The 25,457-nt window shown below is 71.1% G+C and carries 25 protein-coding genes; 10 read left to right on the top strand and 15 right to left on the bottom strand.

Features of this window, described 5'->3' with window-relative positions; genetic code table 11:
• Positions 1-4: 4 nt before the first annotated feature.
• Together HUO13_RS06930 and HUO13_RS06925 are read left to right on the top strand one after the other, a co-directional pair.
• Positions 5-808 carry a thioesterase family protein gene (locus tag HUO13_RS06930; RefSeq protein WP_211900623.1) on the top strand — a complete coding sequence of 268 codons (804 nt, stop codon included), beginning with the start codon at positions 5-7 and terminating at the stop codon, positions 806-808.
• A gap of 175 nt (positions 809-983) precedes the next feature.
• Positions 984-2,588 carry an AbgT family transporter gene (locus HUO13_RS06925; RefSeq protein ID WP_211900622.1) on the top strand — a complete coding sequence of 535 codons (1,605 nt, stop codon included), beginning with the start codon at positions 984-986 and terminating at the stop codon, positions 2,586-2,588.
• A gap of 6 nt (positions 2,589-2,594) precedes the next feature.
• On the opposite strand, the gene HUO13_RS06920 is transcribed toward HUO13_RS06925, so the two are convergent.
• From HUO13_RS06920 to HUO13_RS06880, 9 genes are all read right to left on the bottom strand, one after another.
• Positions 2,595-2,756 (bottom strand): hypothetical protein, encoded by a 162-nt coding sequence (locus tag HUO13_RS06920; RefSeq protein ID WP_211900621.1) that lies wholly within the window; start codon positions 2,754-2,756, stop codon positions 2,595-2,597.
• Positions 2,757-3,050: 294 nt separating this feature from the next.
• Entirely contained in the window at positions 3,051-3,503 is a 453-nt protein-coding gene (locus HUO13_RS06915) for a MaoC family dehydratase (RefSeq protein ID WP_211900620.1), read from the bottom strand.
• Between the two features lie 9 nt (positions 3,504-3,512).
• A complete protein-coding gene (locus HUO13_RS06910) occupies positions 3,513-4,622 on the bottom strand; it encodes an acyl-CoA dehydrogenase family protein (protein ID WP_211900619.1) in 1,110 nt (369 codons plus the stop codon).
• Positions 4,619-5,806: an acyl-CoA dehydrogenase family protein gene (locus HUO13_RS06905; RefSeq protein ID WP_211900618.1), complete on the bottom strand. Its 1,188-nt coding sequence runs from the start codon at positions 5,804-5,806 to the stop codon at positions 4,619-4,621. The genes HUO13_RS06910 and HUO13_RS06905 overlap by 4 nt, the downstream gene beginning before the upstream one ends.
• A complete protein-coding gene (fabG, locus tag HUO13_RS06900; protein ID WP_211900617.1) occupies positions 5,803-6,564 on the bottom strand; it encodes a 3-oxoacyl-ACP reductase FabG in 762 nt (253 codons plus the stop codon). Before fabG ends, HUO13_RS06905 begins: the two co-directional genes overlap by 4 nt.
• A gap of 78 nt (positions 6,565-6,642) precedes the next feature.
• On the bottom strand, positions 6,643-7,851 hold the full coding sequence (locus HUO13_RS06895; RefSeq protein WP_211900616.1) for an acyl-CoA dehydrogenase family protein: 1,209 nt from the start codon (positions 7,849-7,851) through the stop codon (positions 6,643-6,645).
• 1 nt (position 7,852) lies between these two features.
• Positions 7,853-8,875 carry a phosphotransferase family protein gene (locus HUO13_RS06890; protein WP_211900615.1) on the bottom strand — a complete coding sequence of 341 codons (1,023 nt, stop codon included), beginning with the start codon at positions 8,873-8,875 and terminating at the stop codon, positions 7,853-7,855.
• Positions 8,872-9,537, bottom strand: coding sequence for an HAD family hydrolase (locus HUO13_RS06885; RefSeq protein WP_211900614.1), 666 nt, complete (start codon positions 9,535-9,537; stop codon positions 8,872-8,874). The genes HUO13_RS06890 and HUO13_RS06885 overlap by 4 nt, the downstream gene beginning before the upstream one ends.
• A gap of 268 nt (positions 9,538-9,805) precedes the next feature.
• Positions 9,806-10,711, bottom strand: coding sequence for a TIGR03619 family F420-dependent LLM class oxidoreductase (locus HUO13_RS06880; RefSeq protein WP_249124502.1), 906 nt, complete (start codon positions 10,709-10,711; stop codon positions 9,806-9,808).
• 67 nt (positions 10,712-10,778) lie between these two features.
• Here HUO13_RS06880 and HUO13_RS06875 point away from each other — a divergent pair, with 67 nt between their 5' ends.
• On the top strand, positions 10,779-11,672 hold the full coding sequence (locus HUO13_RS06875; protein ID WP_211900613.1) for an NAD(P)-dependent oxidoreductase: 894 nt from the start codon (positions 10,779-10,781) through the stop codon (positions 11,670-11,672).
• Positions 11,673-12,042: 370 nt separating this feature from the next.
• A complete protein-coding gene (locus HUO13_RS06870) occupies positions 12,043-12,681 on the top strand; it encodes a cyclase (RefSeq protein ID WP_211900612.1) in 639 nt (212 codons plus the stop codon).
• Between the two features lie 124 nt (positions 12,682-12,805).
• Here HUO13_RS06870 and HUO13_RS06865 read toward each other — a convergent pair whose 3' ends face one another.
• Positions 12,806-13,357, bottom strand: a complete 552-nt coding sequence (locus tag HUO13_RS06865; RefSeq protein WP_211900611.1) for a hypothetical protein — start codon at positions 13,355-13,357, stop codon at positions 12,806-12,808.
• Positions 13,358-13,638: 281 nt separating this feature from the next.
• Here HUO13_RS06865 and HUO13_RS06860 point away from each other — a divergent pair, with 281 nt between their 5' ends.
• The 3 genes from HUO13_RS06860 to HUO13_RS06850 all read left to right on the top strand — a co-directional run bounded on the left by HUO13_RS06860 (position 13,639) and on the right by HUO13_RS06850 (position 15,339).
• A complete protein-coding gene (locus tag HUO13_RS06860; RefSeq protein WP_211900610.1) occupies positions 13,639-14,148 on the top strand; it encodes a metallophosphoesterase family protein in 510 nt (169 codons plus the stop codon).
• 202 nt (positions 14,149-14,350) lie between these two features.
• A complete protein-coding gene (locus tag HUO13_RS06855) occupies positions 14,351-14,968 on the top strand; it encodes a TetR/AcrR family transcriptional regulator (protein WP_349253365.1) in 618 nt (205 codons plus the stop codon).
• Positions 14,965-15,339, top strand: coding sequence for a VOC family protein (locus HUO13_RS06850; RefSeq protein WP_211900609.1), 375 nt, complete (start codon positions 14,965-14,967; stop codon positions 15,337-15,339). Before HUO13_RS06855 ends, HUO13_RS06850 begins: the two co-directional genes overlap by 4 nt.
• A gap of 164 nt (positions 15,340-15,503) precedes the next feature.
• Here HUO13_RS06850 and HUO13_RS06845 read toward each other — a convergent pair whose 3' ends face one another.
• From HUO13_RS06845 to HUO13_RS37305, 4 genes are all read right to left on the bottom strand, one after another.
• Positions 15,504-17,066, bottom strand: coding sequence for a GMC family oxidoreductase (locus HUO13_RS06845; RefSeq protein WP_211900608.1), 1,563 nt, complete (start codon positions 17,064-17,066; stop codon positions 15,504-15,506).
• Between the two features lie 22 nt (positions 17,067-17,088).
• Positions 17,089-18,639 (bottom strand): APC family permease, encoded by a 1,551-nt coding sequence (locus HUO13_RS06840; RefSeq protein ID WP_211900607.1) that lies wholly within the window; start codon positions 18,637-18,639, stop codon positions 17,089-17,091.
• 165 nt (positions 18,640-18,804) lie between these two features.
• Positions 18,805-20,292, bottom strand: a complete 1,488-nt coding sequence (locus HUO13_RS06835; RefSeq protein WP_211900606.1) for an aldehyde dehydrogenase family protein — start codon at positions 20,290-20,292, stop codon at positions 18,805-18,807.
• Between the two features lie 716 nt (positions 20,293-21,008).
• Positions 21,009-21,263, bottom strand: coding sequence for a hypothetical protein (locus tag HUO13_RS37305; protein ID WP_249125247.1), 255 nt, complete (start codon positions 21,261-21,263; stop codon positions 21,009-21,011).
• Between HUO13_RS37305 and HUO13_RS37300 the strand changes: the two genes are divergently transcribed.
• Together HUO13_RS37300 and HUO13_RS06825 are read left to right on the top strand one after the other, a co-directional pair.
• A complete protein-coding gene (locus HUO13_RS37300; protein WP_249125053.1) occupies positions 21,238-21,738 on the top strand; it encodes a TetR/AcrR family transcriptional regulator in 501 nt (166 codons plus the stop codon). The genes HUO13_RS37305 and HUO13_RS37300 overlap by 26 nt on opposite strands.
• A gap of 275 nt (positions 21,739-22,013) precedes the next feature.
• On the top strand, positions 22,014-22,988 hold the full coding sequence (locus tag HUO13_RS06825; protein ID WP_211900604.1) for a cellulose-binding protein: 975 nt from the start codon (positions 22,014-22,016) through the stop codon (positions 22,986-22,988).
• Positions 22,989-23,356: 368 nt separating this feature from the next.
• Here HUO13_RS06825 and HUO13_RS06820 read toward each other — a convergent pair whose 3' ends face one another.
• Positions 23,357-23,761: a PPOX class F420-dependent oxidoreductase gene (locus tag HUO13_RS06820; protein ID WP_211900603.1), complete on the bottom strand. Its 405-nt coding sequence runs from the start codon at positions 23,759-23,761 to the stop codon at positions 23,357-23,359.
• Positions 23,762-23,869: 108 nt separating this feature from the next.
• Here HUO13_RS06820 and HUO13_RS06815 point away from each other — a divergent pair, with 108 nt between their 5' ends.
• Positions 23,870-25,366 (top strand): S28 family serine protease, encoded by a 1,497-nt coding sequence (locus HUO13_RS06815; RefSeq protein ID WP_249124501.1) that lies wholly within the window; start codon positions 23,870-23,872, stop codon positions 25,364-25,366.
• Positions 25,367-25,457 lie beyond the last annotated feature (91 nt).

Genomic DNA, 25,457 nt, shown 5'->3' with positions numbered 1-25,457 from the left:
TTAGTTGACCGACCTGACGACCGGCGCGCCCGGCTACTTCGAGCGCGTCGGCCCGAACCGCTACCGGCCCACCGTCCACGCCGTCGGGGCGTGGAGCATCGAGGAGCAGCACTTCAGCCCGCTCGGCGGCCTCATGGTCCACGCGATCGAGGAGGAGCGGGCGCGCGAACAGCGGCCGGGGCTGGTGATGAGCCGGATCAGCTTCGACATCCTGGGCCGCCTCGCCCTCGACGAGTTCGACGTGCGGGTGGAGACGACCCGGCCCGGCCGCACCATCGAGCTGGTGGAGGCCACCGCGGTCATCGGTGGACGCCCCGCCGTGCGGGCCCGCGCGTGGCTGCTGTCGGAGCAGGACACCAGCGCCGTCGCCGGGGGTGAACCGGACCCGCTGGCGCCGCCGGAGTCGCTGGAGCCCTGGGAGCTGAGCACCCTGTGGCCCGGCGGCTACATCCGCTCCCTGGACATCCGTCCGGTCGGCACGCCCCAGCCCGGGCGCACCACGGCGTGGGTGTCGACCTCCACCGCGCTGGTGGCGGGTGAGGAGGCGAGCCCGCTGGCGTCCTACGTCGCCCTCGTCGACACCGCGAACGGCATCGCGGTGCGCCAGGAGCCGACGAAGTGGATGTTCCCCAACGTCGACCTGTCGATCCACCTCCACCGTCAGCCCGAGGGCCGGTGGACCGGCCTGGACACCAGCGTCGTCTTCGGCGACAACGGCCAGGGCCTCACCAGCACCGTCCTGCACGACGTCCGGGGCCCGGTCGGGCAAGCGCACCAGATCCTCACCGTCCGGCCGCTGGAGTCGTAGGAACCCACAGGCGAACCGTTGCGGAACCCGGACTTTTCACGCGGTTGCACCGGAGCCCCATGGCATTGCGCCGAATCGGCGCCAAGGGGTTGCGCCGAGCCCGCCGACCGGGTGAGGTGGCCCGCAAGCGCGTGGCACGCGCGCGGCGAGTCGGGCTGTCGGACGGGAGCGGTGGATGACCAGCGGCGGCGTCACGGGTGCCAGGGCCACCCGGCTCGATCGGGTGCTCAACGTCCTGGAGCGGGTGGGGAACCGGCTTCCCGAGCCGTTCCTCCTCTTCGGACTGCTGCTCGCCGTGGTCGCCGTCGTCTCGACGGTGGTCGCGGCGTTCGGCGTCACGGTCCGGATTCCCGGTGCCGCGCGGGAGATCCCGGTCCGCGGCGCGTTCAGCGGTGCGGGGCTGGAGTTCCTGTTCACCGAGATGCCCGGGAACTTCATCGGTTTCCCGCCGTTGCAGACCGTCATCACGATCATGCTCGCGGTCGGGCTGGCCGAGCGGACGGGGCTGCTGACCGCTCTGGTGCGCGCGGCGTTCGGCGGCGCGCCCAGGTGGGTGCTGCCCTACGCGGTCGGGCTGGTCGGCATCACCAGCAGCGTGATGGCGGACTCGTCGATGATCATCATTCCGCCGCTGGCGGCGCTGGTGTTCAAGGCCGCCGGACGCCACCCTGTCGCGGGCCTGCTCGGCGGATTCGCCGCCGTGGGAGCCGGTTACTCCACCGCGCCGGTCGTCACCAGCCTCGACGGCCTGTTCTCCGGCATCAGCAACAAGGTCGCCGAGACGCTGCCGCACGCGGGGACGCCCGTGACGCCGGTGTCGAACTACTTCTTCAACCTCGTCTCCTCGATCGTGCTCGGGCTGCTGGCGGGCTGGCTGATCGACAAGGTCGTCGAGCCGCGGCTGGTGCGCACGGGGGTGCCGCGCGAACACGCCGACGGTGATGGCCAGGACACCGCGCACGAACACGTCGGCGGGGAAGGGCGGGAAACCGCGCACGAAGGCATCGAGCTGCGGGGCGCGGAGCGCCGGGGGCTGGTCTGGGCGGGGTCGGCGCTGCTGGCCGCCACCGCCGCGACCGTGGTCCTGGTGCTGTGGCCGGACTCGCCGCTGCGCAACGAAAGCGGCGGCTTCCTGCCGGACTCGCCTCTGATGGACTCGGTGACGACGCTGACGTTCCTGGCGTTCCTCGTGCCCGGCATCGCCTACGGGGCGTCGGTCGGCACCATCTCCCGGGCGGCCGACGTGCCGAAGCTGATGGGCGAGGCGCTGCGCGACATGAGCGGCTTCCTGGTGCTGGCGTTCATGCTCGGGCAGTTCATCGCGCTGTTCAACTGGACGAACCTGGGGTCGTTGCTGGCGGTTTCCGGCGCCGACCTGCTGCGCGGGCTGGGACTGGACGGCTACCCGGCGTTCGTCGGGTTCATGGTGCTGGCATCGGTGCTCAACCTGTTCATCATCTCCGGCTCGAGCCTGTGGACGCTGATGGCATCGGTGTTCGTGCCGATGTTCGTCCTGCTCGGCTTCGAGCCGGGCTTCGCCCAGGCGGCGTTCCGGGTCGGTGACTCGGCAACCCAGATCATGACTCCGCTGAACCCTTACATGATCATCATCCTGGGCTACCTGCGTCGCTACGAACCCGGCGCGGGGCTGGGCACCCTGGTGGCCAGGATGACACCGTTCGTGGTGCCGTTCTGGCTCACCTGGGCGCTGATCCTGACGGTCTTCTACTACGCGGACCTCCCGCTGGGCCCGGGTATGGGAATCCACATCGGACGGTGAGGGGGGTCACCACCGGCGCCACCTGGTGACCACGGCGAGGAGGTCGCGGAAGGTGGCGTGGGCGGTCCTGCGGACCTGGTGGTCCGGGTGGAAGAAAGCGGTCAGCATGGCCAGCCGACGCAGCAGAACCAGCCGACGGCGACGAACGTCGCCAGCGTCGGCAGCCACTGCACGAGCCTGAGAAGTGCGTCCAGCAAGGCCGGCTCCCGGGGAGTTCACGCGGGGAGCGCGGCTCGCTACCCCGCAGGCGTGTATCGGACTGGTGGAACGCCTGCGTTCGAGTAGCGACCTGTTGCGAAGACAGCGGTGACCGCGTGCCCGGCAAGCATGCCGAGCATCGCGGTCACCGCTGCTGCGTCCTGCATGGGATCAAGGTAGCAGCACCCCCGGGGGTTGGGGGGTTGTCCACTACTCATTCCTCGAAAACGGTTGCCGGTTAGGCAAGTTCCGGGAATCCCGGCCTCAGAACACCAGCCGGGAGAGGCTTTCGGCGACGCAGGCGGGCTTGTCCACGCCCTCGATCTCGATGGTGACGTTGATCGTCAGCTGCAGCCCCTGGTCGTTCTCGGCGACGTCGGCCAGCTCGGTGTGCGACCGGACGCGGGCGCCGACGGGCACCGGGTGCGGGAAGCGGACCTTGTTGAGCCCGTAGTTGATCCCCATCTTCACGCCCTCGAACCGGTAGGTCTGCGCGTTGAGCGCGGGCAGCAGGCTCAGCGTCAGGAAACCGTGGGCGATGGTGCCGCCGAACGGCCCCTGGGCCGCCCGCTCGGCGTCGATGTGGATCCACTGGTGGTCCAGGGTCGCGTCGGCGAACTGGTCCACCTGCTGCTGGGTGATGGTCAGCCAGTCGCTGGTGCCGAGCTTCTCACCTTTGGCGGCCACGACCTCGTCCCGGTTGGCGAACACGCGCATTCGTTGCTCCTAGCTTTCCAGTCCTACCAGTTCGGCGATGCGGGCCCGGTGCCGTTCGGCGATGCCGAAGGCCAGCTGCGAGCTCTTGGCCCGGCCCAGGTACAGGTGCACCGGGTGCTCCCAGGTCATTCCGATCCCGCCGTGCAGTTGCAGGGCCTCCTCGGCGGCGAGCACGACGAGGTCCGAGCAGTACGCCTGCGCGACTGCCACCGCCAGCTCGGTCTCCTCGCCCGACCCGGTCAGCGCGTCGGCCGCGCCGCGGGCGGCGGCCCTGGCGGTGCTGACACCCGACCACAGGTCGGCCAGCCGGTGCTTGACGGCCTGGAACGACGCGATCTGGCGGCCGAACTGGTAGCGGGTCAGCGCGTACTCCACAGTGGAGTCCAGGCAGAGCTGGGCGAGCCCGGTCTGCTCGGAGGCCAGGGTGCCCGCCGCGACGGTCAGCGCGCGCCGCAGCACGCGCACCGCGTCACCGCCGACGCGCTGCGCGACCACCGCGCTCAGGTCGAGCGTGCCGATCCGCCGTGTGAGGTCGAGGGGAGTCGCCGGGGTGGTGGTGACGCCCGCCGCCGAGGTGTCGACCAGGTACAGAGCCGGGCCGTCCTCGTCGGTGGCGGGCACCAGCACGCGGTCGGCGACCTCCAGGTCCACCACCGACGTGATGGTCCCGGTCAACGTCGCGCCCTCGGCCTTCACCGCCGACGGGAACGGCGCGTGCGGGGCCGTCGTCAGGGGCACCGCGACCGTGCCGACCAGCGAGCCGTCCGACAGCCGCGGCAGCAGCTCCCGGACACCCTCGGCGTCAGCGCACTCGGTAAGGGCGGTCGTGGCCAGAAGGTTGCCCAGGAACGGCACGGGCGCCACCGCCCGGCCCAGCTCCTCGGCGACCACGCCGAGCTCGCGGGCACTGGCGCCCGCCCCGCCGAGCTCCTCGGGCACCAGCAGCGCCGCGAGCCCGAGCTCACCGGCCAGCGTGCGCCACAGGTCCAGGTCGTAGGGCTGGTCGCTCTCGCACCTGGCCAGCACCGACGTCCAGTCGCAGCGGTCCCGCAGCAGCCTGCGGACGCCTGCCCGCAGGTCTTCCTCCACCTCGCTGTAGAGCAGGTCCGGCGCGCTCATCGCGGCAGCTCCTTCCACGGCACGTCCTTGTCGGTGCGCGGCTCGGCGGGCAGGCCGAGGATGCGCTCGGCGATGATGTTGCGCAGCACCTCCGACGTGCCGCCCTCGATGGAGTTGCCCTTGGCCCGCAGGTACCGGTAGCCGGCGCTGCGGGAGGTGAAGTCGGTGGTGTCCGGGCGCCGGAACGTCCAGTCGTCGTAGGTCAGCCCGGCCTCGCCGAGCAGTTCCAGCTCGAAGCCGGAGATCTGCTGGTTCAGCCGCGCGAACGCCAGCTTCACCGCCGAGCCCTCCGGCCCCGGGCTGCCGACGGCGAGCTGCTGGCGCAGCCGCTGGCCGGTCAGCCGGGTCGCCTCGGCCTCCACCCACAGCCGCAGCAGCCGGTCGTGCAGACCCGGTGTGCGCAGCTCCGGGTGCTGCCGCCACTGCTCGGCGACCACGCCGATCATCCCGGACTCGCGCGCGGTGTTGCTGCCGCCGATGGCGACCCGCTCGTTCATGAGCGTGCCCATCGCGACCTGCCAGCCCTGACCGACCTCACCCAGCCGCTGGGAGTCGGGGATGCGCACGCCGGTCAGGAAGACCTCGTTGAACTCGGCCTCACCGGTGATCTGGCGCAGCGGGCGCACCTCGACGCCCGGGTCGGTCAGGTCGCACAGGAAGTAGGTCAGCCCCTTGTGCTTGGGCAGCTCGGGGTCGGTCCTGGCGACCAGGATTGCGAAGCGGGCGGTGTGCGCCAGCGACGTCCACACCTTCTGCCCGTCCACGACCCACTCGTCACCGTCGCGCACCGCGCGCGTCGACAGCGCCGCGAGGTCCGATCCGGCGCCCGGCTCGCTGAAGAGCTGGCACCAGACCTCCTCGCCGGTCCACAGGGGACGCAGGTAGCGGCGGCGCTGCTCGTCGTCGCCGAACTTCAGGATCGTCGGCGCGGCCATGCCCAGGCCGATGCCGATGCGCTGCGGGTCGTTGTCGGGTGCGCCCGCCGCCTCCAGCTCCGCATCGACGACCTGCTGGAGCTGCCTCGGCGCGGCTAGCCCGCCGAGGCCGACCGGATAGTGCACCCATGCCAGCCCCGCGTCGAAGCGGGCGCGCAGGAAGTCGAGGCGGTCCTCGACCGCGGGATCGTGCTCGGCGAGGAAGGCCCGCACCCGCTCGCGGAGCTCTTCGGCCGTCACCGCGCTCATGCCCGCGGCCCGCCCGCGACGTAGAGGACCTGGCCGGAGACGAAACCGGCCTGCTCGCCCGCGAAGAACGACACCGCGTTGGCGATGTCCTCGGGCTGCCCGGCGCGGGCGACCGGGATCTGGGCGACCGCGGCCTCGGTGAAGTCCTCGAAGGACACCCCGACGCGGTCCGCGGTGGCCCTGGTCATGTCGGTGGCGATGAAACCGGGCGCGATGGCGTTGGCGGTGACGCCGAACTTGCCCAGCTCGATGGCCAGGGTCTTGGTGAAGCCCTGCAGGCCGGCCTTCGCGGTGGAGTAGTTGGCCTGCCCGCGGTTGCCCAGCGCCGAGGTCGACGACAGGTTCACGATGCGGCCCCACCCCGCCTCGGTCATGTACTTCTGCGCCGCCCGGGTCATCAGGAACGAACCGCGCAGGTGCACGTTCATCACGGTGTCCCAGTCGTCCTCGGACATCTTGAACAGCAGGTTGTCCCGCAGCACACCGGCGTTGTTGACCAGCACCAGCGGGGCGCCGAGCTCCGTGGCGACCCGCTCGACGGCGGCGTCGACCTGCGCGGAGTCGCTGACGTCGGCGCCGACCGCCAGCGCCCGGCCGCCGTCGGCCTCGATCGCCGAGACGGTGTCGGCGCACTGCTTCTCGTCGAGGTCGATGACGGCGACGGCCAGGCCGTCGGAGGCCAGCCGCTTCGCGGTGGCCGCGCCGATGCCCCGGGCGGCGCCCGTCACGATCGCGACGCGGGTGTTGGACTCGGGCATGGGTGGTTCTCCTTCATCGGTTCGTCGGGGGGAAAGGCGTTGCGCAACGGTGGATTACCACACCGGCGCATCGCCGGGTCAGCGGTACTTCTTCAGCTCGCGGCGCGCCAGCGACCGGCGGTGGACCTCGTCGGGTCCGTCGACGATGTGCAGCGTCCGGGCGTGGGCGTAGAGGTTGGCCAGCGGGAAGTCCTGGCTGACGCCCCCGCCGCCGTGGGCCTGGATGGCGCGGTCGATGACCCAGGTGACCATCTCCGGCACCGCCACCTTGATCGCCTGGATCTCGGTGTGCGCGCCCTTGTTCCCGACGGTGTCCATCAGCCACGCGGTCTTGAGCACCAGCAGCCGGGTCGTCTCGATGCGGATACGGGCGTCGGCGATCCACTGCTGCACGACGCCCTGGTCGGCGATCGGACCGCCGAAGGCCACCCGGTCGCTCACCCGGCGGCACATCAGCTCGAGCGCCCGCTCGGCCATGCCGATCGCGCGCATGCAGTGGTGGATGCGGCCCGGGCCGAGGCGGGCCTGGGCGATGGCGAAGCCCTCGCCCTCCCCGGAGATGACGTTGGAAGCCGGCACCCGCACGTTGTCGAAGACGATCTCGGCGTGTCCGCCGTGGTCGCCGTCGCTGTAGCCGAAGACGTACATGCCGCGCTTGACGTGCACGCCGGGGGTGTCGACCGGCACGAGCACCTGGCTCTGCTGGCGGTGCCGTTCGGCGCCCGGATCGGTCTTGCCCATCACGATGAGGATCTTGCATCGCGGGCTCATCGCGCCCGACGACCACCACTTGCGGCCGTTGATGACGTAGTCGTCGCCGTCGCGCTCGATGCGGGTGCCGATGTTGGTGGCGTCGGAGGAGGCCACGTCCGGCTCGGTCATGCAGAACGCGGAGCGGATCTCGCCTTCCAGCAGCGGCTCGAGCCACTGCGCGCGCTGCTGCTCGGTGCCGAACATCGACAGCACTTCCATGTTGCCGGTGTCGGGGGCCGAGCAGTTCGTCGCCTCCGGCGCCAGCCGCGGGCTGCGGCCCATGATCTCGGCCAGCGGGGCGTACTGGAGGTTGGTCAGGCCCGCGCCGTGGTCGCCGGGCAGGAAGAGGTTCCACAGGCCCTGCGCGCGGGCCTTGGCCTTGAGCTCCTCGACGATCGGCGGGTGCGCCCACACGTCGTCGGACTCGGCGAGCTGCTGCATCAGCACCGGCTCGGCCGGGTAGACGTGCTCGTCCATGAACGCGGAGAGCTGTTCGCGCAGTTCCTCGGTCCGGGCGTCGAACGCGAAGTCCATGTCATACCTCCTTGAGGGCGGCCAGCCCCTGGGCGACCAGTGGTGCGACGAGCCCGCCGACGTGGTCGAAACCCTCGCCGACGGTCTGCTTGCGGGTGTAGCGGTAGTGGATGCCTTCCAGGATCACGGCGATCTTGAAGAAGCCGAACCCGACGTACCAGTCCAGTTCGGACAGGTCGGCGCCGCTGCGCTCGGCGTAGCGGTCGAGCAGTTCGCGCGCGGTGGGGAAGTCGTACTCGGGGCCGACGCCCTTGGCGATCGGGTTCGTCGGGATGCCGCCGAAGCCCTCCCAGTACACCGCGAGCAGCCCCAGGTCGGTGAACGGGTCGCCGAGGGTGGCCATCTCCCAGTCGAGGACCGCGGTGATGCGCAGGTCGTCGCCGACGATGACGTTGTCCAGCCGGTAGTCGCCGTGCACGATCGCAGCGCGAGAGGTGGCGGGCACGCTCGCGGCCAGCCGGTCGCGCAGCTCCTCGATGCCCTCGATGTCGCGGCTGTGCGAGGCGGCGAGCTGCTTGCTCCAGCGCCGGACCTGCCGCTCCAGGAAGCCTTCCGGGCGGCCGAAGTCGCCGAGCCCGACCGTGCCCGGGTCGATCGAGTGCAGGTCGGCGAGCACGTCCACCAGCTGCATCGACAGGTCCCCGCGCTGGGCGACGGTGAGCTGCTCGGTCAGCTCGGGCTTGCGGTAGACGGTGCCCGGGACGTAGCGCATGACGTAGAACGGCGCGCCGATGACGTCGTCGTCCTCGCACAGCAGCAGGGTCTCGGGCACCGGGACGGCGGTGCCCGCCAGCGCGCTCATCACCCGGTGCTCCCGGCTCATGTCGTGCGCGGTGGCCAGCACATGGCCGAGCGGCGGCCTGCGGACCACCCACCGGTCGGTGCCGTCGGTGACGAGGTAGGTCAGGTTCGACCGTCCACCTTGGACGATCTCGGCGCTCAGCGGTCCCCGCGCCAGCCCCGGCAGCTGGGCGTCGAGGTGCTCGCGCAGCGCGGCGAGGTCGAGTCCGGGCAGCTCGTTCATCGGCTCTCCTGGGCGTGGTCGGGCTGGAGTGCGGGCAGGAGCTCGGTCAGCTCGCCCCGGGTGCGTTCGGCGTCGACGTGCAGCACGGTGTGCATGCCCAGCTCGGCCGCGGCGTCGACGTTCGGCCGGCCGTCGTCGACGAAGACCGCCGTTGCGGGGCTCAGGCCGAGTCGGTCGAGGGTCAGCCGGTAGATCTCCGGCTGCGGCTTGCGCATCCCGGTCTGGCCGGAGATGACGCTGACCTCGAACAGCTCGTCCAGCAGCTCCCACGGGTAGTTGTTGCCCCAGCTGTTGGACAGCAGCGCGGTGCGCACGCCGCTGTCGCGCAGCTCGCGCACGAGCCCGAGCATCGCGTCGTCGTGGCTCATGTGCCCGAACAGGCGGCCGAGCAGGCCGTCGGGTGACACCGGCAGGTCGTCCTCGGTGCGCAACCGGGCGGCGAGGATCCGGTTGAACTCCTCGGCGTCGATCTCCCCGGTCTCCAGGCGGTGGATGGGGGTGCCGGGCGGGGCGCTGCGCGACAGCCACTCCTTCAGCGCCGCGGAGTAGGTCTCGGGCCTGATCCGCTCCGCCCTGGTCCACGCGGCGATCGCGGCCCGGCCGGAGGTGGTGAGCACCCCGCCGTAGTCGAAGATCACCGCACGAATGTCGTTCGAGCCCATGCTCAGGACCGTACCGACTAGACGGTATGTGCGCTAGCCCTCGAAGGGCGCAAGGTGCCGCGCGCGGCGCGACGTGCGGCGATGCGGGCGGGCGGGGCCACGACGCTGACGCGTGCGGATGCGGCCGTCGGCTCCCGAGTGGCGGTGCGCGCGGCGTGGGCCAAGCGGCCGGCGCCGCTGCAAGGATCAAGGACCGGCTGTGCGGTCGGCTCGGACTGGTGCGGTTGCGACGTCGACGCCTGCGGCGCGTCGGTCGTGCTCAGGAAGCTCAGGAAGCGAAGGTCTTGCGGAACCGGCCCGCGAGCTCGAGCAGCTCCTCGGCCGAACGGGCGCTGCCCTGGAGGTCGATGAACGCCTCCTCGACCCCGATCTCGGCGACCTGCCGCAGGTATCGGCAGACGTCCTCCACCGTGGAGGTCGCCGGATCGCCAGAGGGGCCGTCCTGGATCTGCGGGTTGATCCGCAGCGCGGTGCGCACCGGCTCCCGCCCCGCCTCCCGCGCGTGACCGCGCAGCGTCGCGAGCACCTGCTGCAACGCCTCCGGCGGCAGCGGCAGGCCGAGCCAGCCGTCGGCGCGGCGGCCGGCGCGGCGCAGCGCGGCGGGGGAGGCGCCGCCGAGGTAGAGCGGTGGGCGGTCCTGCACCGGCTTCGGCCCGAAGGTGCCGCGGCTGATCGTCCAGAACCGGCCGCGGTGCTCGACGGGGTCGGGCGACCACAGGGCTTCGAGCACGTCGATCGTCTCGTCCAGGCGCGCCCCGCGCTGCTCCCACGGCACGGAGACGGCCCGGTACTCGTCGCGCGACCAGCTCAGCCCGAACCCGGCGACCAGCCTGCCACCGCTGAGCCGGTCGATCCCGGCGAGGCTGCGCGCGAGGTGGATCGGGGAGTGCAGCGGAGCGTTGAGCGTGCTGGTGCCGAGCCGTACGCGGCTGGTGGCCGTTGCGGCGACGGTGAGGGTGAGCAGGGGGTCGAGCCCGGCCCGGAACAGTTCGGGGAACGCCCCGTTGCCGCCCGGGTACGGATCCTCCGGCTCCAGCGGGGCGTGCACCCGTTCGGCCGCCCAGAGGGAGTCGAAGCCCAGCGACTCGGCATCGGCCGCGACGCTCGCGACGGCGGACGGGTCGGCGAACGGGCCGAACTGCGGCAGTGCCAGGCCGAGGCGCATGGTCGCCATGCTGCCGTGCAGGATGGACGACCGGCAACAGTGCGGGGTCGGACGCCGATGCGAGGAGGAGGACCTTATGAGCACGCCGGTGGGTGTGATCGGCCTGGGCCCGATGGGCGCGAACCTCGCGCTGCGGATGGCCGAGGCGGGACTGGACGTGGTGGCCACCTCGCGCAGCCACAGCACCCGGGAAGCGGCCGCGCAGCAGGGAATCCGGGTCGTCGACGACGTGCGCGCGCTCGCCGGGCGGCTGCGCTCGGCGGGCCCGAAGCCGGTGGTGGTCGTGTCGCTGCCGTCGGGACCGCAGGTGCGGGCCGCGGTGGTCGACGGACTGCTCGCCGACGGCGGGGAGTTCGTCGTGATCGACACCAGCACGTGCGCGCCCGCGGACGCGCGGTCGCTGGCCGAAGACCTGCACGCGCGCGGCTGCGCCGTCGTCGACGCGCCGGTCTCCGGCGGCCCGACCGCCGCGCGGGCGGGTTCGCTGTCGGTCATGGTCGGCGGCACCGAGGCCGACGTCGCCGCGACCGACGAGGTGATCGGTGCGTTCGCGGGCCGGGTCGTGGTGTGCGGAGGGCCCGGTGCGGGCCAGATCGCCAAGGCGTGCAACCAGCTCGTCGTCACGGCGGGCATCGCGGTCGTCGCCGAGGCGCTGGTCACCGCGTCCGCGCTGGGCGCGGACCCGGCGGCGGTGCGGGAGGCCCTGCTGGGCGGCTACGCCGCCAGCCGCATCCTGGAGCTGCACGGCGACCGCATGCTGCGCCGGGACTTCACGCTCGGCGCCGCCGCCAGGACGCAGCTCAAGGACATCGGAATCATCCGCGAGCTCACCGAGGGCGTGGTGGACAACCAGGTCTTCGAGGCGGCGGCCAGGGCGATGGAGGAGCTCGTCGAGTCCGGCGGCGGCGACCTCGACCACAGCGCCGCCGTCCAGATCGTCGAGCGCCGCGCGGGCCACAGCCTCGGCTGAACCCGGGCACGGATCCGGGAGGTCTCGCCAGCGCGCAACATTCGACGAAGTTCTCACCGCGGGAAAGTCGCGTTCCCCGTGGTGTGCGGCAGCAGAGTGGCCGGGCAGAAGCACTCTTCCGGCCGATGCCCGTCACGGAGCGCCGAAGCCGTTGCGATGAACGGGTGTTGCCGGAATCTCGGCGTTGGCTTGCATCGCCCCGCCGATGGCGGTTGACCGCGGCGGGGCGGGTCACGGTCGGTACAACCGGGAAAAACCTGGCAATTCCGCGAAACCGCACTTCGTTGACGCCGTCCCTACTCGTCAGTAAATATCTCCAGCGCCGCGCGGCTCTTCGCCCATCCCCCGACCGTTTTCCGAGGTGAGGCCAATGAAGTCCGCTCTTAGCCCAAGTGGCAGACCCCTCCTTGCCGCCGCTGTCGCCGCCGTCGCGGCACTGGCGTTCACTCCCCAAGCCGCTGCGGCGTCGTTCGACGTCAACTTCGACTGCTCGGGTGACTCCCCCGTGGGTGAGCAGCTGTTCACCCTCTCCCAGGCCACCGACGTGACGGCACCCGCGACGGTCGCTCCCGGCGCGGCGCTGGACGTCGTGATCGACCCGGCGCCGAACACGATCCCCGGTGAGGTCAACGGATACACCGTCAAACACGTCGAGGGGCTGGACCTGAAGATCCCGATCCCGGCGAACTCGGCCTTCGTCTCCGCCGACCTCGCGGGCGGCTCGAACCTCGGGCCGAACCCGCCGACGATCACCCTCGACGGCAACGTCGCCGTCCTGCACCTCGACGGCCCCATCGGCGGCGGGCAGCAGTTCGAGCTGCCCACGATCACCGCGCACCTGACCGCCGCGCAGTCCGGGACCATCGAGACGAAGCTCCACGGCACCAGCCACGACGACCCGGGTCTGACCTTCACCGCCGTCGTCAGCTCGATCATCGGTGACCAGCCGGTGCCGTCGCGCTGCTTCCCGAACCCGAACCCGGTGCTGACCACGACCACCATCGGGTAGTCCGTTCCCGGGGCCACCCTCCGCGTGCGGCGGTTCCGCCTGACCGGCGCCGTGGAGCGGCACCGGGAACGCGCAACCACCCGGCGCCCGTCCGGTGTTCGAACCGGGCGGGCGCCGGTGTGCGTCAGGGGGCGGACGTGCCCTGCGTGGCGTCAGTGGCGGCGTCGCCCGTTGCGATGAGGTCGTCCCGCAGGTTGAGGCATCCGCCCATCCGCGCCTCGTGCTCGCCGTCGCCGAGCGACACGAAGCCATCGAAGAAGACGAGCCGGTGCTTCTGCATCTTGTTGACCAGCCGGTCGACTCTGAGCTGCACCGGTACCTCGGAGGCGAAGATCGGCTTGTGCAGATCCAGCCGGACCGAGGTGAGCAGGAAGCGCCGTCTGGCTTCGGCCATGGTCATGGCCGGTACCGAGTCGAAGGCGGGGTAGTGCCGGTTGGCGTAGGCGAAGATCAGGGAAACCAGGGCGTGGTACTCGGCGATCTGGTACAGCGTGGATCCGTGCAGCAAGGGCCGGTGCGGCGCGCGCTCGTCCCAGTCGTCGGCGAGCCGGACGTGGTAGGTCCCGCGGTAAGTCCCACCATCGTGACGTAGTTCTCCCGCCTGCCACGACGTGTTCGCCCACGTCTCGTCGAGAGCACTGGCCACTTCGCCGAACGTCATCTTCCCGTCGGTCATAGTCCACTCCTGATCGCCGAGCCTGCTTGCTGAATCGTTGCAGGCATGGAGGGATGGCGCGCGGTGGTCCGCGGGGATTGCCAGTCCATCGTGTGTGGCTCCACGCTTCAGTGGCCACTCGTACGAGACTTCCGTCGGAAAGTTACTCGTGTGTCCACGGTTTCCGAACATAGTCCACATTGGAATTCGGTTCGGTGGTGACTTGAAGGTGGGATGCGAACCGCGGGGAGCGCTGCCGTTTCGCTGTGGTGTACCGGACTCGTGTCGGCGAGACTGGCTCCATGCGGCTGCTGCTGATCGCCGACACGCACCTGCCGAAGCGGGCCAAGGCGCTTCCGGACGAGGTCTGGATCGCCGTCGCCGCGGCGGACGTCGTCTTCCACGCCGGTGACTGGGTCGACCTGCCGTCGCTGGAGGAGCTGGACGCGCGCAGCGCGCGGCTGGTCGGGGTGTTCGGCAACAACGACGGTCCGGAGCTGCGCACCCGGCTGCCCGAGGTCGCGCGGGTCGAGCTGGAGGGGGTCCGCTTCGCGATGATCCACGAGACCGGCGCGGCCAAGGGCCGGGAAGCGCGGTGCGACGGGTGGTTCCCGGACGCCGACGTGCTGGTGTTCGGCCACAGCCACATCCCGTGGGACAGTGTCACGCCTGGCGGTCTCCGGCTGCTCAACCCCGGCTCGCCCACCGACCGCAGACGCCAACCGCACTGCACCTACATGACGGCGGAGGTGGTGGACGGAACCCTCGGCGCGGTGGAGCTGCACCGCCTCCCGCAGCGCAAGGTGAGCTGACAGCGACGCGGAGCGGGGGCGGTCGCCGCTGACGCCGACCCCGTGCCGCGACGGCGTTCGCTGCGGGGCCGCTGAGCTTTTCGGGCTGCCACAGCGACCCGGAAAGTTCAGCGGTTTCGAAGACTCGCATCCCCGCCTGCAATCGCCGGAGTGAGTGCTCGCTCATTGACGGAGTGAGCGCTCACTCCGTACGCTGGACGGCATGGACGAACCGAAAGGCCGGCGCCGCGCTCCGGGGATGACGCCGGAGCAGCGCCGGGAGATGATCGTGGCCGCGGCGCTGCCGCTGGTGGCCGAGAACGGTGCCGCGGTCACCACGGCGCAGGTGGCGCGGGCCGCCGGGATCGGGGAGGGCACGATCTTCCGCGTCTTCGCGGGCAAGGACGAACTGCTCGACGCGTGCATGGCCGAGGCGATGCGACCCGACCACGCGGTCCGCGAGATCGCGTCCATCTCGCTCGACCAGCCGCTGGCCGCGCGGCTGCGCGAGGCCGCGGAAGCGGTGCGGGCGGGCCTGGAACGCCTCGGTGCGGTGGCGGGGGCGTTGCAGGCGTCGGGACGTCCGCGCAGCCGGGGGAGCGAGCCGCGGCGACCACTGGCGAGCCGGGAGGCGTCGATGGCCGCGATCGGCGCCGCCATCGCCGAGCTGCTCGAACCGGAGCGCGACTCACTGCGGCTGAGCTGCGAGCAGACGGCGTCGCTCTACCTCGGCCTGCTCTTCACCCGCACCGCGGTGCGGGGCCCGGCCGAGATCACCGCCGCCGACCTCGTCGAGGTCTTCCTCGGCGGAGCACTCACCATCTCGGAGGGGCGAGCATGACAGTCACCCTGGACCACACCATCGTCCCCGCGCTGGACAACGACGCCGAGGCCCGTTTCCTGGCCGGGATCATGGGGCTGGAGGTGCTACCGCCGGACGGCGTCGCGGGCCACTTCGCCCCGGTGCGGGTGAACGACGGTCTCACCCTGCAGTTCATGACGGTCGACGATCCCCAGCCGCACCACCTGGCATTCGCCGTCGGCGGCGCGGAGTTCGACGCGGTGCTCGGGCGGCTGCGGGAGATGGGGGTGCCCTTCGGCAACAGCCCGTGGGACTCCGTCAACGGCCGCGTCGACCACCCGCTGTGCGAGCGGGGCCTGTTCTTCACCGACAGGACGGGGAATCTGTACGAAGTGATGTGCTCGGACTGACCGGCAGTGAGCACGGTGCCGACCGGACCGCGCACCGGAATCGTCCACATCGGACCAAAAAGGTGCTGCGGCGCGGGAGATCCCGCGCCGCAGCACCTTTCCGGTGCTCGCGCGGGTCCCTCCGGGACGGGGGACCGGAGGGACCCGCGCGAGCGGGCGAAAGGTCAGGCGTTGTCCTCCTTGAGCATGTCGGAGCACTTCTCACCGATCGCCATGGTGGTGATGTTGGGGTTGACCGCCACCAGGAACGGCATCGCCGATGCGTCGGCCACGCGCAGGCCCTGCACGCCCTTGACCCGCAGCCGCGCGTCCAGCGGGGCGTTCTTGTCGTCGTCGGCGCCCATCGGCACCGACGCCGCCGGGTGGTAGACGGTGTTGTGGGTCTTGCGGATGTAGTCGGCGATCTCGTCGTCGGTGACCACGTCCGGTCCCGGGTGCAGCTCGGCGCCCGCCCACTCGCGCATCGCGTCCTGGGACACGATCCTGCGCGCGAGCTTGATGCCCTCGGTCATCACCCGCATGTCGTGCTCGTCGGTGAAGTAGCGCGGGTCGACCGCGGGCTTGTCCCGGTAATCCCGGGACCGCAGGCGCACCGTGCCGATCGAGCGGCTGCGGGTGACGTTCGGGGTCAGGCAGAAGCCGTTCTCGGTGGTGGGGTAGCCCTGCCGCGCGGTGTGCATGTCGAAGGGCACCGAACCGTAGTGGAACATCAGGTCCGGCCGGTCCAGGCCGGGCTCGGTGGTGGTGAAGATCCCGATCTCCCACCACTGCGTGGAGTCGCTGACCATCGGCTGCTTGGCGTCCCAGCCGATGACGCCCTCGGGGTGGTCCTGCAGGTTCGAGCCGACGCCGGGGGAGTCGACCAGGACGTCCACGCCGAACTCCCGCAGGTGCTCGGCCGGGCCGATGCCCGAGAGCATCAGCAGCTTCGGGGTGTCGATGGCGCCGGTGGACAGCACCACCTCGCGGCGGGCCCCGATCCGGCGGGTGTGGATCAGGTCGGGCGCCAGGACCTCCACGCCGGTCGCGCGCTTGCCGTCGAAGCTGACCTTCTTGGCGCGGGCGTCGGTGCGGACCTCCAGGTTCGGCCGCTTGCCCATGATCGGGTGCAGGTAGGACACCGAGGACGAGGAGCGGGTGCCGTCCTCGCGGGCGTTGATCTGGAACCAGTTCGCGCCGTGGGTGACGGTCTTGCCGGAGTTGAACTCGGTGATCGGGATGCCGGCCTGCTCGCACGCCTGGAGCAGGGCCACGCCCGACGGGTCCTTCGGCGGGACGCTGCGCAGGGTCACCGGGCCGCTGCGGCCGTGGTGGTCACCGGGGCCGTCGTTGGTCTCCAGCCGCTTGTACAGCGGGAAGACGTCCTTGGCGCCCCAGCCGGTGGCACCCATCGACTCCCACTCGTCGAGGTCCTCGGCGGGTGCCCAGAACGCGATGCAGGAGTTGTGCGAGGAACAGCCGCCGAGCACCCGGGCGCGGGCGTGGCGCATGAAGGAGTTGCCGTTGACCTGCGGCTCGATCAGGTAGTCCCAGTCGTAGCCGGACTCCAGCAGGCCCATCCAGCGGTTGAGCTCCAGGATGGCCTTGTCGCCGACGTCGGACGGGCCGGCCTCGAGCAGGCACACGGTGACGCCGGGGTCCTCCGACAGCCGCGCCGCGACCGCGGCGCCGGCGCTGCCACCGCCGACCACGACGTAGTCGAAGACATCGTCGAACTGTTCGGTCATCTTCGTAATCTCCGTTCTCTGCTCAGGAAATCGCCGGCTTGGGATCGGCGGTGGTCTCCGGGGGCTCGGACGCGGGAGCGGCGGCGTGGTCGGCCAGGACGCCGACGCGGTGGCGCTGGACGAACCAGTAGTAGAGGAACCCGCCGCCCGCGGCGATCCCGACGAACAGGACCGAGCTCCACTGCAGGTACCAGTGGAACGGCGGCTCGGCGTTGTAGACCTCCTGGCGCGGCCAGGCCAGGTTGATCGTCATGCCCAGGCCCCACAGGACGGCCAGGACGTTGACCGGCAGACCGAACTTGCCCAGGCAGAAGCGGCCCTCCTGCTTGGCCGACGACCACTTGCCGCGCAACCGCGCCACCAGCATCGGGATGGTGACCAGGAGGTAGGAGACGTAGATCAGGATGATCGCCAGGCTGGTGACGGCCGAGAAGATCTGCGGCTGGCCGATGTTGACCACCAGCAGCACCACCGCGATGACACCGATGATGATCGCGGGCGTCACCGGGGTCAGGAACCGCGGGCTGACCTTGGCCAGCTTGGAGCCGCCGGGCAGCGCGTTGTCGCGGGCCATGGCGAAGGCGATGCGGATCGCGGCGGTGTGCACGGCCAGCACGCACACGGTGATCGCGATGAACACCACCAGCAGGAACATCCGGCCGACCATCGGGCCCAGGGCGTCGGTGAGCACGAACTGCAGACCGTCGGAGGTCAGCTCGGGCGCGTTGAGGTCCCTGGCGGCCATGAGTGCCAGCAGGATGATCAGACCGCCGAGCACGAACGAGGCGACCAGCGAGCGCAGGATCGCCCGTGGCGCGTTGCGGCGCGGGTCGATGGACTCCTCGCCCAGCGAGGAGGCCGTGTCGAAGCCGTACATCACGTACGACGAGGCGATCGCGGCGACCAGGAAGGCGCCGAGGTAGCCGCTGGAGTAGGCCGAGCCGGTGTTCTGCGTCTCCATGACGACCTCGGGACCGCGGGTCGCGGCCACGGCCAGGAACAGGATCAGCAGCACCGCCGCGACCAGCTCGATGAACACGCCCGCGCTGTTGATGCGGGCCATCAGCTTGACGCCGAAGGCGTTGACCAGCGTGGTGAACACGATCAGCGCGGTCGCCAGCACCACGCCGTTGGTGGCCTCGCTGGTGCCGGTGCCGTCACCGATGAGCTGGAAGGCGCCCCAGATCTGGGGCAGGGTGTGCTGGTAGGCCAGCGCGGTGGCCGCGATCGAGACGATCGAGGCCAGCAGCATCATCCAGCCCGCCAGCCAGCCGACGTGCTGGCCGCCCAGCTTCTTCGACCAGTTGTAGACCGATCCGGCGATCGGGTAGTGCGATGCCAGCTCGGCGAAGCTCAACGCCACCATCAACTGCCCGAGGAAGACCAGCGGCCAGGACCACCAGTAGGCGGGACCGCCGGAGGACAACCCGAAGTAGGACAGTTGGAAGGTGCCGGTGAGCACCGAGATGTAGCTGACCCCGGCGGCGAAGGTGTGGAAACCGCCGAGCGATCTTTTCAGTTTGTTGGTGTAGCCGAACTCGTTCAGTTCGGCGTCGCCGGTGGGCGCGCTCATGCCCCGAACTCCTTTCCCGGTCTTCCCTCCCCGACGCCGGATGCGTCGGAGAGGGCGGACTCGGGTGGTTGCTGCGCGATTGTCGAGAAATGCCGTCGAGTCGACGGTGGTGAATTGCCGGTGCGATTCCTCCGGTTTTCGGACTGCTGCGGAAGAACGGAGGAATCAGCGAGGGGAGAACCAGTTCTGCGGCTGCGGCCGCAGGTTCTGGTAGACGTGCTTTGCTTCCTGGTACTCGCCGAGTCCGGCGCGGCCGAGTTCGCGGCCGACCCCGGACTGCTTGAAACCGCCCCATTCCGCCTGCGGGAGGTAGGGGTGGAAATCGTTGATCCAGACGGTGCCGTGGCGCAGCCTGTTGGCCACTCGCTGCGCCCTGCTGACGTCGGAGGTGAACACCGCACCGGCCAGACCGTAGTGGGTGTCGTTGGCGATGCGGACCGCGTCGTCCTCGTCGGTGAACCGCTCGACCGTCAGCACCGGGCCGAAGGACTCCTCGGTCACCGCGTAGGAACCCTGCTTGACCTCGTCGAGCACGGTCGGCAGGTAGAAGTGCCCGTTGGCGAACTCTTCGCCCTCGGGGCGACGCCCGCCGGTGCGCAGCACCGCGCCTTCCTCGACGGACTTCGCGACGTAGGACTCGACCTTGGCCAGGTGATCGGCCGAGATCAGCGGCCCGGTCTCGGCGTCTTCGTCGAACGGCCCGCCCAGCCGGATCATCCCGGCCCGGCGCACGATCTCGTCGACCAGCGCGTCGTGCACGTCGTCCTGCACGATCAGCCGCGCACCGGCCGAGCACACCTGCCCGGAGTGCAGGAAGATCGCGGTCAGCGCGTAGTCGACGGCGGTGGCGAAGTCGGCGTCGGAGAAGACGATGTTGGGATTCTTGCCGCCGAGCTCCAGCGCGACCTTCTTGACAGTGGCCGCTGCGGAGGCCGCGACCCGGCGCCCGGTGTGCAGGCCGCCGGTGAAGGAGACCAGGTCGACGTCGGGGTGCTCGGAGAGCACCGCACCGACCTCGGGCCCGGTGCCCAGCACCAGGTTGCCCACGCCCGCGGGCAGCCCGGCCTCGGCCAGCGCCTTCATCAGCAGGATCGCGGTGCCCGGGGTCAGCTCGCTGGGCTTGAGCACGAAGGTGTCGCCCGCGGCGATGGCGGGCGCGACCTTCCAGGCGACCTGCAGCAGCGGGAAGTTCCAGGGCGTGATCATCCCGCACACGCCGACCGGCTCGTAGCTGACGCGGCTGATGGCCTCCGGCGAGCCGGTGTCGACCAGCTTGCCCGCATCGGTGCCCGCGATCTTGCCGAAGTAGCGGAAGCAGGCGGCGATGTCGTCCATGTCGTAGCCGCTCTCCACCAGGCGCTTGCCGGTGTCCAGCGACTCGGTGCGGGCGAACAGGTCGCGGTCGCGGACCAGGATGTCGGCCACGCGCAGCAGCAGGTCACCGCGCTCCCAGGCCGAGGTGCTGGTCCAGGCGCCGTCGTCGAAGGCCCGCCGGGCGGCGGCGACGGCGCGCTCGGCGTCGGCCCGGCCGCCCTCGGCGACCGTGCTCACCAGGCTGCCGTCGGCCGGGCAGTGGATCTGGCGCGTGCCACCGGCCTCGGCCGGTACCCACGAGCCGTCGATGAACAGCGTGGGTTCTGCGGTATCCGACATGGATGTCCTATTCCCCGTTTTGTCGTTCTTGCTGACTTCTTCGCCAATTGCGGTTCTGCGGGCACCGCCGGTGCCGGACGCGCGGGGTCCCGACTCGCACGCGAGTTCACGTCGATGCGAGTGGTTCACCTGCGGTCGGCGGGGCGGGGACGAACAGCGGCCGGGAATCGAATGGGCCGCCGGGGCGATCTGGGCGCGGGATTCGATTGTTCTCTCATCCGCCACCAGCACATCGTGCCGTGAAACTCACCTCCTGGCGATCAGGCGGTGGCGCTGCAATTCTCGTCGGCTGCCACGGCAGGCGTGGTGCCAGATCGACTTCGTCCTCGAAGTGGGTTCGTCCTCGTGCCGCGAAAGACCCTAACACCGGTGGTGTACATCTGTACATCATCGGCTTGTGGGAATTCCGCAACGAGCCGTCTTCCTGCTGGATGAACAGGCCAAACACACGCTGGGTGACGTGGACCGCATCGCCGCGGCCGTCCGTCGTGACACGCTGTAGGTGGGACCTCGCGCCGCGGGGCGCCCCAACGCCGGCCCATCGAGGAGGACGGGAGCGCGATGTCGACCACGGAGCCAGCGGGCACCCAGTCCGCGCCGGGTGAGCCCACCTCGGGCGCGGCCGGCGGCGGCCAGACGGGCGGCGCCGGGACGGGGCACGCCCCGGCGGGCGGTGCCCCTGCCGTTCGTGCCTCGGCGGGTGAGGCCGCGTCCGGTCAGTCCGTTTCGGGCGGTTCCGCGCGGTCCACATCGACCGGTCCGGGACCCTCGCGCTCGGCGCGTTCGGCGCCGCCGCGTTCGGCGCCGTCACGTTCCGGCGCGGGCGCGTCCCGCGCGAGCGGCGCGGGACGGTCCACCACCGACCGGTCCGGCCGCGCTTCCACGGCTCGCCCGGCCGCGCGTCCGAAGGACCCCGCCAGGCGGGAACGCATCGCCCGCGCCGCGATCAGCGTCGTGGCCGAGCGCGGCATCGAGAAGCTCACCCACCGCGCCGTGGCCGCCGCCGCGGGTGTCCCGCTGGGATCGACCACCTACTACTTCGCCAACCTCGACGACCTGCTTGCCGAGGCACTGCGCCAGGCGGCGGGCGACGACGTCGCGCAGCTGCGCGAGTGGGCCCGCGGCCTGGACCCCTCGGCCGACTTCGCCGCGGCGCTGGCCGACCTGGTGCTGCACTACCTCGGGCCGGAACGCTCGCGCACGGTGGTCGAGCACGAGCTCTACGTCGCCGCGCTGCACCGCCCCGCGCTCGCGCACGTGAGCACCGAGTGGGACGCCGCGCTGGCCGAGGAGTTCACCGCGCACACCGACCCGGTCACCGGCAAGGTGCTCTCGGCGCTGTTCTGCGGGCTGCTGTTGCAGGGCGTCGTCCGCGAATCGGTTCCGACACGAGACGAAATCGAGACGCTTTTCCGGCGCGTGCTCGGCCCGGCCGAAAAGAGCTGACACGAGCAGGGATTTCGCGCCCGGTGTCGGCGAGGCCGACAACGGATGTCGCGCGGCTTTCCCTAGAACGAACAGTTGATCTTATCGCGGGCCGGGGTGAACAATGGCCCGCAGCGATCCGTTGTCCCTGCGCAGAGTGACCGCGTCGGCTCCACCGGTTCAGTCCGCCGGAGCACATCGCAAGCCGCTTCGGGGGTGTACAACGGAATTTGCCGCGTCGGGGCGTGGCTCGCTCCCAGCAACAGTATGAAGATCAACTCGAGTGGGGTGAGACCGTGGGGCACAACGATGACCGGGAACTCGTGCCGTTGAAAGCGGATTTCGACACCGTCTGGTACGGGTTCCGGCGTTCGCAGGTGAAGTTCTACCTCCAGCAGACCGAGGCCGAGGTCCGGATGCTGACCGAGGACCGCGACTCCGCGCTGAGCCAGGTCGCCGACCTGTCGGCGCAGCTGGAGCAGTCGCGGGCCGAGATCGAGTCCTTACGAGCGCAGCTCGACAGCGTCAGCCGGACGCCGATCGACGAGGAGGGTCTCTCGGACCGGATGCGCCGGATGGTGCGGCTGGCCAACGACGAGGCCGCCGAGGTCGTCGCGTCGGCGCAGGCCGCCGCCGAGCACGAATGGGCGCGGGCCGAGCAGTCGGCGGCCGAGCTGCGCACCCGCTACGAGAACCTCGTCAACGAGGCCGACCAGTGGCGGCGGCAGGCCGAGGAGCAGCGCAACGAGTCGCTGAGGCGCACTCGCGAGGACATCCAGCGGATGGCACGCGAGGCCGAGCAGCACCGCCGCAAGCTCGACACCTCCGCCGAGGAGCGGCGGACGCAGATCGAGAAGGACTTCGAGATCTCCATGGCCGCCCGGCGGGAAGAGCAGATGCGGGTGCAGGCCGAGCGCGAGCACGCCAGCAGGCAGGAGGCGCAGCGCCGCGTCCGGGAGGCGACCGCGGAGGCCGAGCGCCGCGTCCGGCGGGCCGACGAGTACGCCGAGACCATGCTGCGGATGCGCCAGGACCTGGCCGAGCGGGTTCGCGGGGCGCAGCGGGTGCTCGCCGCGGCCGAGCCGTTCCTGTCGGCCACCGAGGCCGGTGCCCCTGGTGAGCACTCCGACACCTACGTGGACACGACCGTCCACAACGGACAGGTGCCGATGGCTGACATCGAGCGGGACGAGGTCGCCGTGCCCAGGCAGCGCGACGAGGAGCCGGTCGCCGAGGCGACGGAGGTCGCGCACGCCGACGCCCGCGCGTAGCGGTAGCGAGGGCTGAGCGCACGGGGTGCCGGTACGGGGCGGGACGGCACCCCTGCGCGGGCCTTCGCATGCTCGGGCGCTGTCAGCCGACCGCGAGCGTTTCGACCAGCGGTTTCGGCGGTCGGCCGCCGGTCAGGCGGGCCTGGCCGCGCCGGGTGCTGAGCGCTGGTGGCCGCGCCGGGCGTTCTGCGCTGATGGCGTCGGCGCGCCGGGAGCTGAGCACTCGTGGCACGCCAGGAGCCGCGCACGAGCGACGGCTCGCACTGACGTGCGGGCGGGGTTCGCGTCCGACCGCAGGCGGCCGGACGCGCGGAGACCGTCGCGAACCGCGTGGACCATGCGGGTGCGTTCAGCGCGCCTGGAGCCGGTCAGCGCTCACCCATGTTCCAGCCGTGCCAGGACGACACCTGGATCCAGGCGCTGACGCGCGGCCGGTCGCGGTCCGGGTAGGGCTTGCCGAGGTAGTGCCGCGCGAGGCGGTCGATGTCGGCCAGGTCCGGGTCGTCGGCCATCCGGACAACCTTCCCGCGCAGGCTGACGTGCTGGTACCAGTCGTCGTCGTTGAGCACGGTCAGCGAGACGCGAGGGTCGCGCCGCAGGTGCTTGAGCCGCGCGCGGCCACCGTCCATGTTGACCAGCACCTGCCCGTTCTCCCACAGGTACCAGGTCGCGACCGTGACCGGGTCGCCCTCGGCGTTGACGGTGGCGATCACCGCCGGGTTCGGGCGGGCCAGGACGTCCAGCGCCTGCCGCGGCAGGTCCGATTCGGACATGTACACCTCCAGGTGAGCGGACGGGCTGCTCGCGCCCCGGTCCGGCGCCGGCCGACCCCCCCGGTTGCGGGAACACGACAGCACGATCGGTTCGCCTTCCTAGGCGCTATGCCCCAGGCTACTTTCGGTGCCGATCAACGGCCGGACGCCGCACGCGCCGCCGCCCCCAACCGGGAGCCGCACGCGGCGGACGACCTGGCACGCGGATCCCACGAGACGCTGGGAGGCGAGATGAAGTGGCGTGGTCTGGTCACCGCGACCGTCACGTGCGGGCTGCTGCTCACCGGCATGCCGGCGGCAGCGGCCCCGCAGGCCGACGACGTGCGGGAGAAGCTCGAAGCCATCCCGGGGCTCACCATCACCGGTGAGCGGCCGACCGAGCCGGGGTTCCGGCTGTTCGACCTGACGTTCACCCAGCCCGCCGACCACCGCGACCCGGCGGCCGGGGAGTTCCAGCAGCGGCTGACCCTGCTGCACCGCGGGTTCGACCGGCCGACGGTCGCCTACACCAGCGGGTACAACCTGCCGGAGAAGGCCAGCCGCGCCGAGCCGACCCAGCTGCTTGACGGCAACCAGGTGAGCCTCGAACACCGGTTCTTCGCGCCGTCGCGGCCCGAGCCGGCCGAATGGGGGCACCTTGACATCTGGCAGTCGGCCACCGACGAGCACCGGGTCATCGACGGGCTGAAGGCCGCCTACGCCCAGGAGTGGATCACCACCGGCGGCAGCAAGGGCGGGATGACTGCGGTCTACCACCGCCACTTCTATCCCGGCGACGTCGACGGCACGGTCGCCTACGTCGCGCCCAACGACGTCGACAACGACAGCGACGGCTACGACGAGTTCCTGGCCACCGTGGGCACCGACCAGGCGTGCCGGAACGCGCTGGTCACCGCGCAGCGGGAGGCGCTGCTGCGGCGCGACGAGATGCTCAAGCGCTTCGGCGACTACGCCGCGAAGGAGGGCTTCACCTTCGACAAGACCGTCGGCGGCATCGACCGGGCCCTGGAGCTGGTGGTCTCCGACACGCCGTTCACGTTCTGGCAGTACGGCGGCCAGGCGGGCTGCTCGACGATCCCGGCCGCCGGCGCGAGCACCGACGACCTCTACGCGTTCTTCGACAAGACCGTGCAGTTCTCCTCCTACACCGACCAGGGCGTGGAGAAGTACGTGCCGTACTACTACCAGGCGGGAACGCAGCTGGGGTGGCCGGGCGTGTCGAACGCGGCGCTGGCCGACCTGCTGCGCCACGACGACCTCAGCAACCCGCGCGGGCTGGTGCCCAGGGACATCCCGATGTGGTTCGAGCCCGGCGTGATGGCCGGGATCGACGACTGGGTGCGCTCGGCGGGTTCGGAACTGATGTTCGTCAACGGCGAGTACGACCCGTGGAACACCGAGCCGTTCGAGCTGGGGCCCGGCAGCGAGGACTCCTTCAAGTTCGTCGTCCCTGGCGGCAACCACGGCGCCGACATCGAGGCACTGCCCGCCTCGGAGCGCGACGCCGCGACCGCCGCGCTGCGCAGGTGGGGCGGTGTCGATGCCGGCGTGTCGGTGCGCGACACGCCGCTGGACGAGCGCCCGCTCCAGCGCCGGCCGTTCTGAGCACCTGCGCGCGCGGGCGGGTCCGGAGTCACTGGGCCCGCCCGCGCGCCGTCGTTGGCCCGGACGCGCCCGGAGCGCGTCGCTGAGCGCC

Source organism: Saccharopolyspora erythraea, from assembly GCF_018141105.1.
Taxonomy (GTDB): Bacteria; Actinomycetota; Actinomycetes; order Mycobacteriales; family Pseudonocardiaceae; genus Saccharopolyspora_D; species Saccharopolyspora_D erythraea_A.
Note: the sequence above shows the minus strand (reverse complement) of the source record. Positions and strands in the feature narration are given on the sequence as shown.

Bases quoted from the DNA above. Each gene is read 5' to 3' on its own strand.
- HUO13_RS06820 (WP_211900603.1), bottom strand. From the start codon at position 23,761: ATGTCCGAATCGGACCTGCCGCGGCAGGCGCTGGACGTCCTGGCCCGC.
- HUO13_RS06915 (WP_211900620.1), bottom strand. From the start codon at position 3,503: ATGCGCGTGTTCGCCAACCGGGACGAGGTCGTGGCCGCCAAAGGTGAG.
- HUO13_RS06870 (WP_211900612.1), top strand. From the start codon at position 12,043: ATGAAGTCCGCTCTTAGCCCAAGTGGCAGACCCCTCCTTGCCGCCGCT.
- HUO13_RS06850 (WP_211900609.1), top strand. From the start codon at position 14,965: ATGACAGTCACCCTGGACCACACCATCGTCCCCGCGCTGGACAACGAC.
- fabG (WP_211900617.1), bottom strand. From the start codon at position 6,564: ATGCCCGAGTCCAACACCCGCGTCGCGATCGTGACGGGCGCCGCCCGG.
- HUO13_RS37305 (WP_249125247.1), bottom strand. From the start codon at position 21,263: ATGCCGCGCTCGGCCACGACGCTGATCGCGGCGCGGGCGATGCGTTCC.
- HUO13_RS06865 (WP_211900611.1), bottom strand. From the start codon at position 13,357: ATGACCGACGGGAAGATGACGTTCGGCGAAGTGGCCAGTGCTCTCGAC.
- HUO13_RS06845 (WP_211900608.1), bottom strand. From the start codon at position 17,066: ATGACCGAACAGTTCGACGATGTCTTCGACTACGTCGTGGTCGGCGGT.
- HUO13_RS06835 (WP_211900606.1), bottom strand. From the start codon at position 20,292: ATGTCGGATACCGCAGAACCCACGCTGTTCATCGACGGCTCGTGGGTA.
- HUO13_RS06840 (WP_211900607.1), bottom strand. From the start codon at position 18,639: ATGAGCGCGCCCACCGGCGACGCCGAACTGAACGAGTTCGGCTACACC.
- HUO13_RS06855 (WP_349253365.1), top strand. From the start codon at position 14,351: ATGGACGAACCGAAAGGCCGGCGCCGCGCTCCGGGGATGACGCCGGAG.
- HUO13_RS06890 (WP_211900615.1), bottom strand. From the start codon at position 8,875: ATGAACGAGCTGCCCGGACTCGACCTCGCCGCGCTGCGCGAGCACCTC.
- HUO13_RS06905 (WP_211900618.1), bottom strand. From the start codon at position 5,806: ATGAGCGCGGTGACGGCCGAAGAGCTCCGCGAGCGGGTGCGGGCCTTC.
- HUO13_RS06925 (WP_211900622.1), top strand. From the start codon at position 984: ATGACCAGCGGCGGCGTCACGGGTGCCAGGGCCACCCGGCTCGATCGG.
- HUO13_RS06895 (WP_211900616.1), bottom strand. From the start codon at position 7,851: ATGGACTTCGCGTTCGACGCCCGGACCGAGGAACTGCGCGAACAGCTC.
- HUO13_RS06860 (WP_211900610.1), top strand. From the start codon at position 13,639: ATGCGGCTGCTGCTGATCGCCGACACGCACCTGCCGAAGCGGGCCAAG.
- HUO13_RS06885 (WP_211900614.1), bottom strand. From the start codon at position 9,537: ATGGGCTCGAACGACATTCGTGCGGTGATCTTCGACTACGGCGGGGTG.
- HUO13_RS06815 (WP_249124501.1), top strand. From the start codon at position 23,870: ATGCCCCAGGCTACTTTCGGTGCCGATCAACGGCCGGACGCCGCACGC.
- HUO13_RS06880 (WP_249124502.1), bottom strand. From the start codon at position 10,711: ATGGCGACCATGCGCCTCGGCCTGGCACTGCCGCAGTTCGGCCCGTTC.
- HUO13_RS06875 (WP_211900613.1), top strand. From the start codon at position 10,779: ATGAGCACGCCGGTGGGTGTGATCGGCCTGGGCCCGATGGGCGCGAAC.
- HUO13_RS06910 (WP_211900619.1), bottom strand. From the start codon at position 4,622: ATGAGCGCGCCGGACCTGCTCTACAGCGAGGTGGAGGAAGACCTGCGG.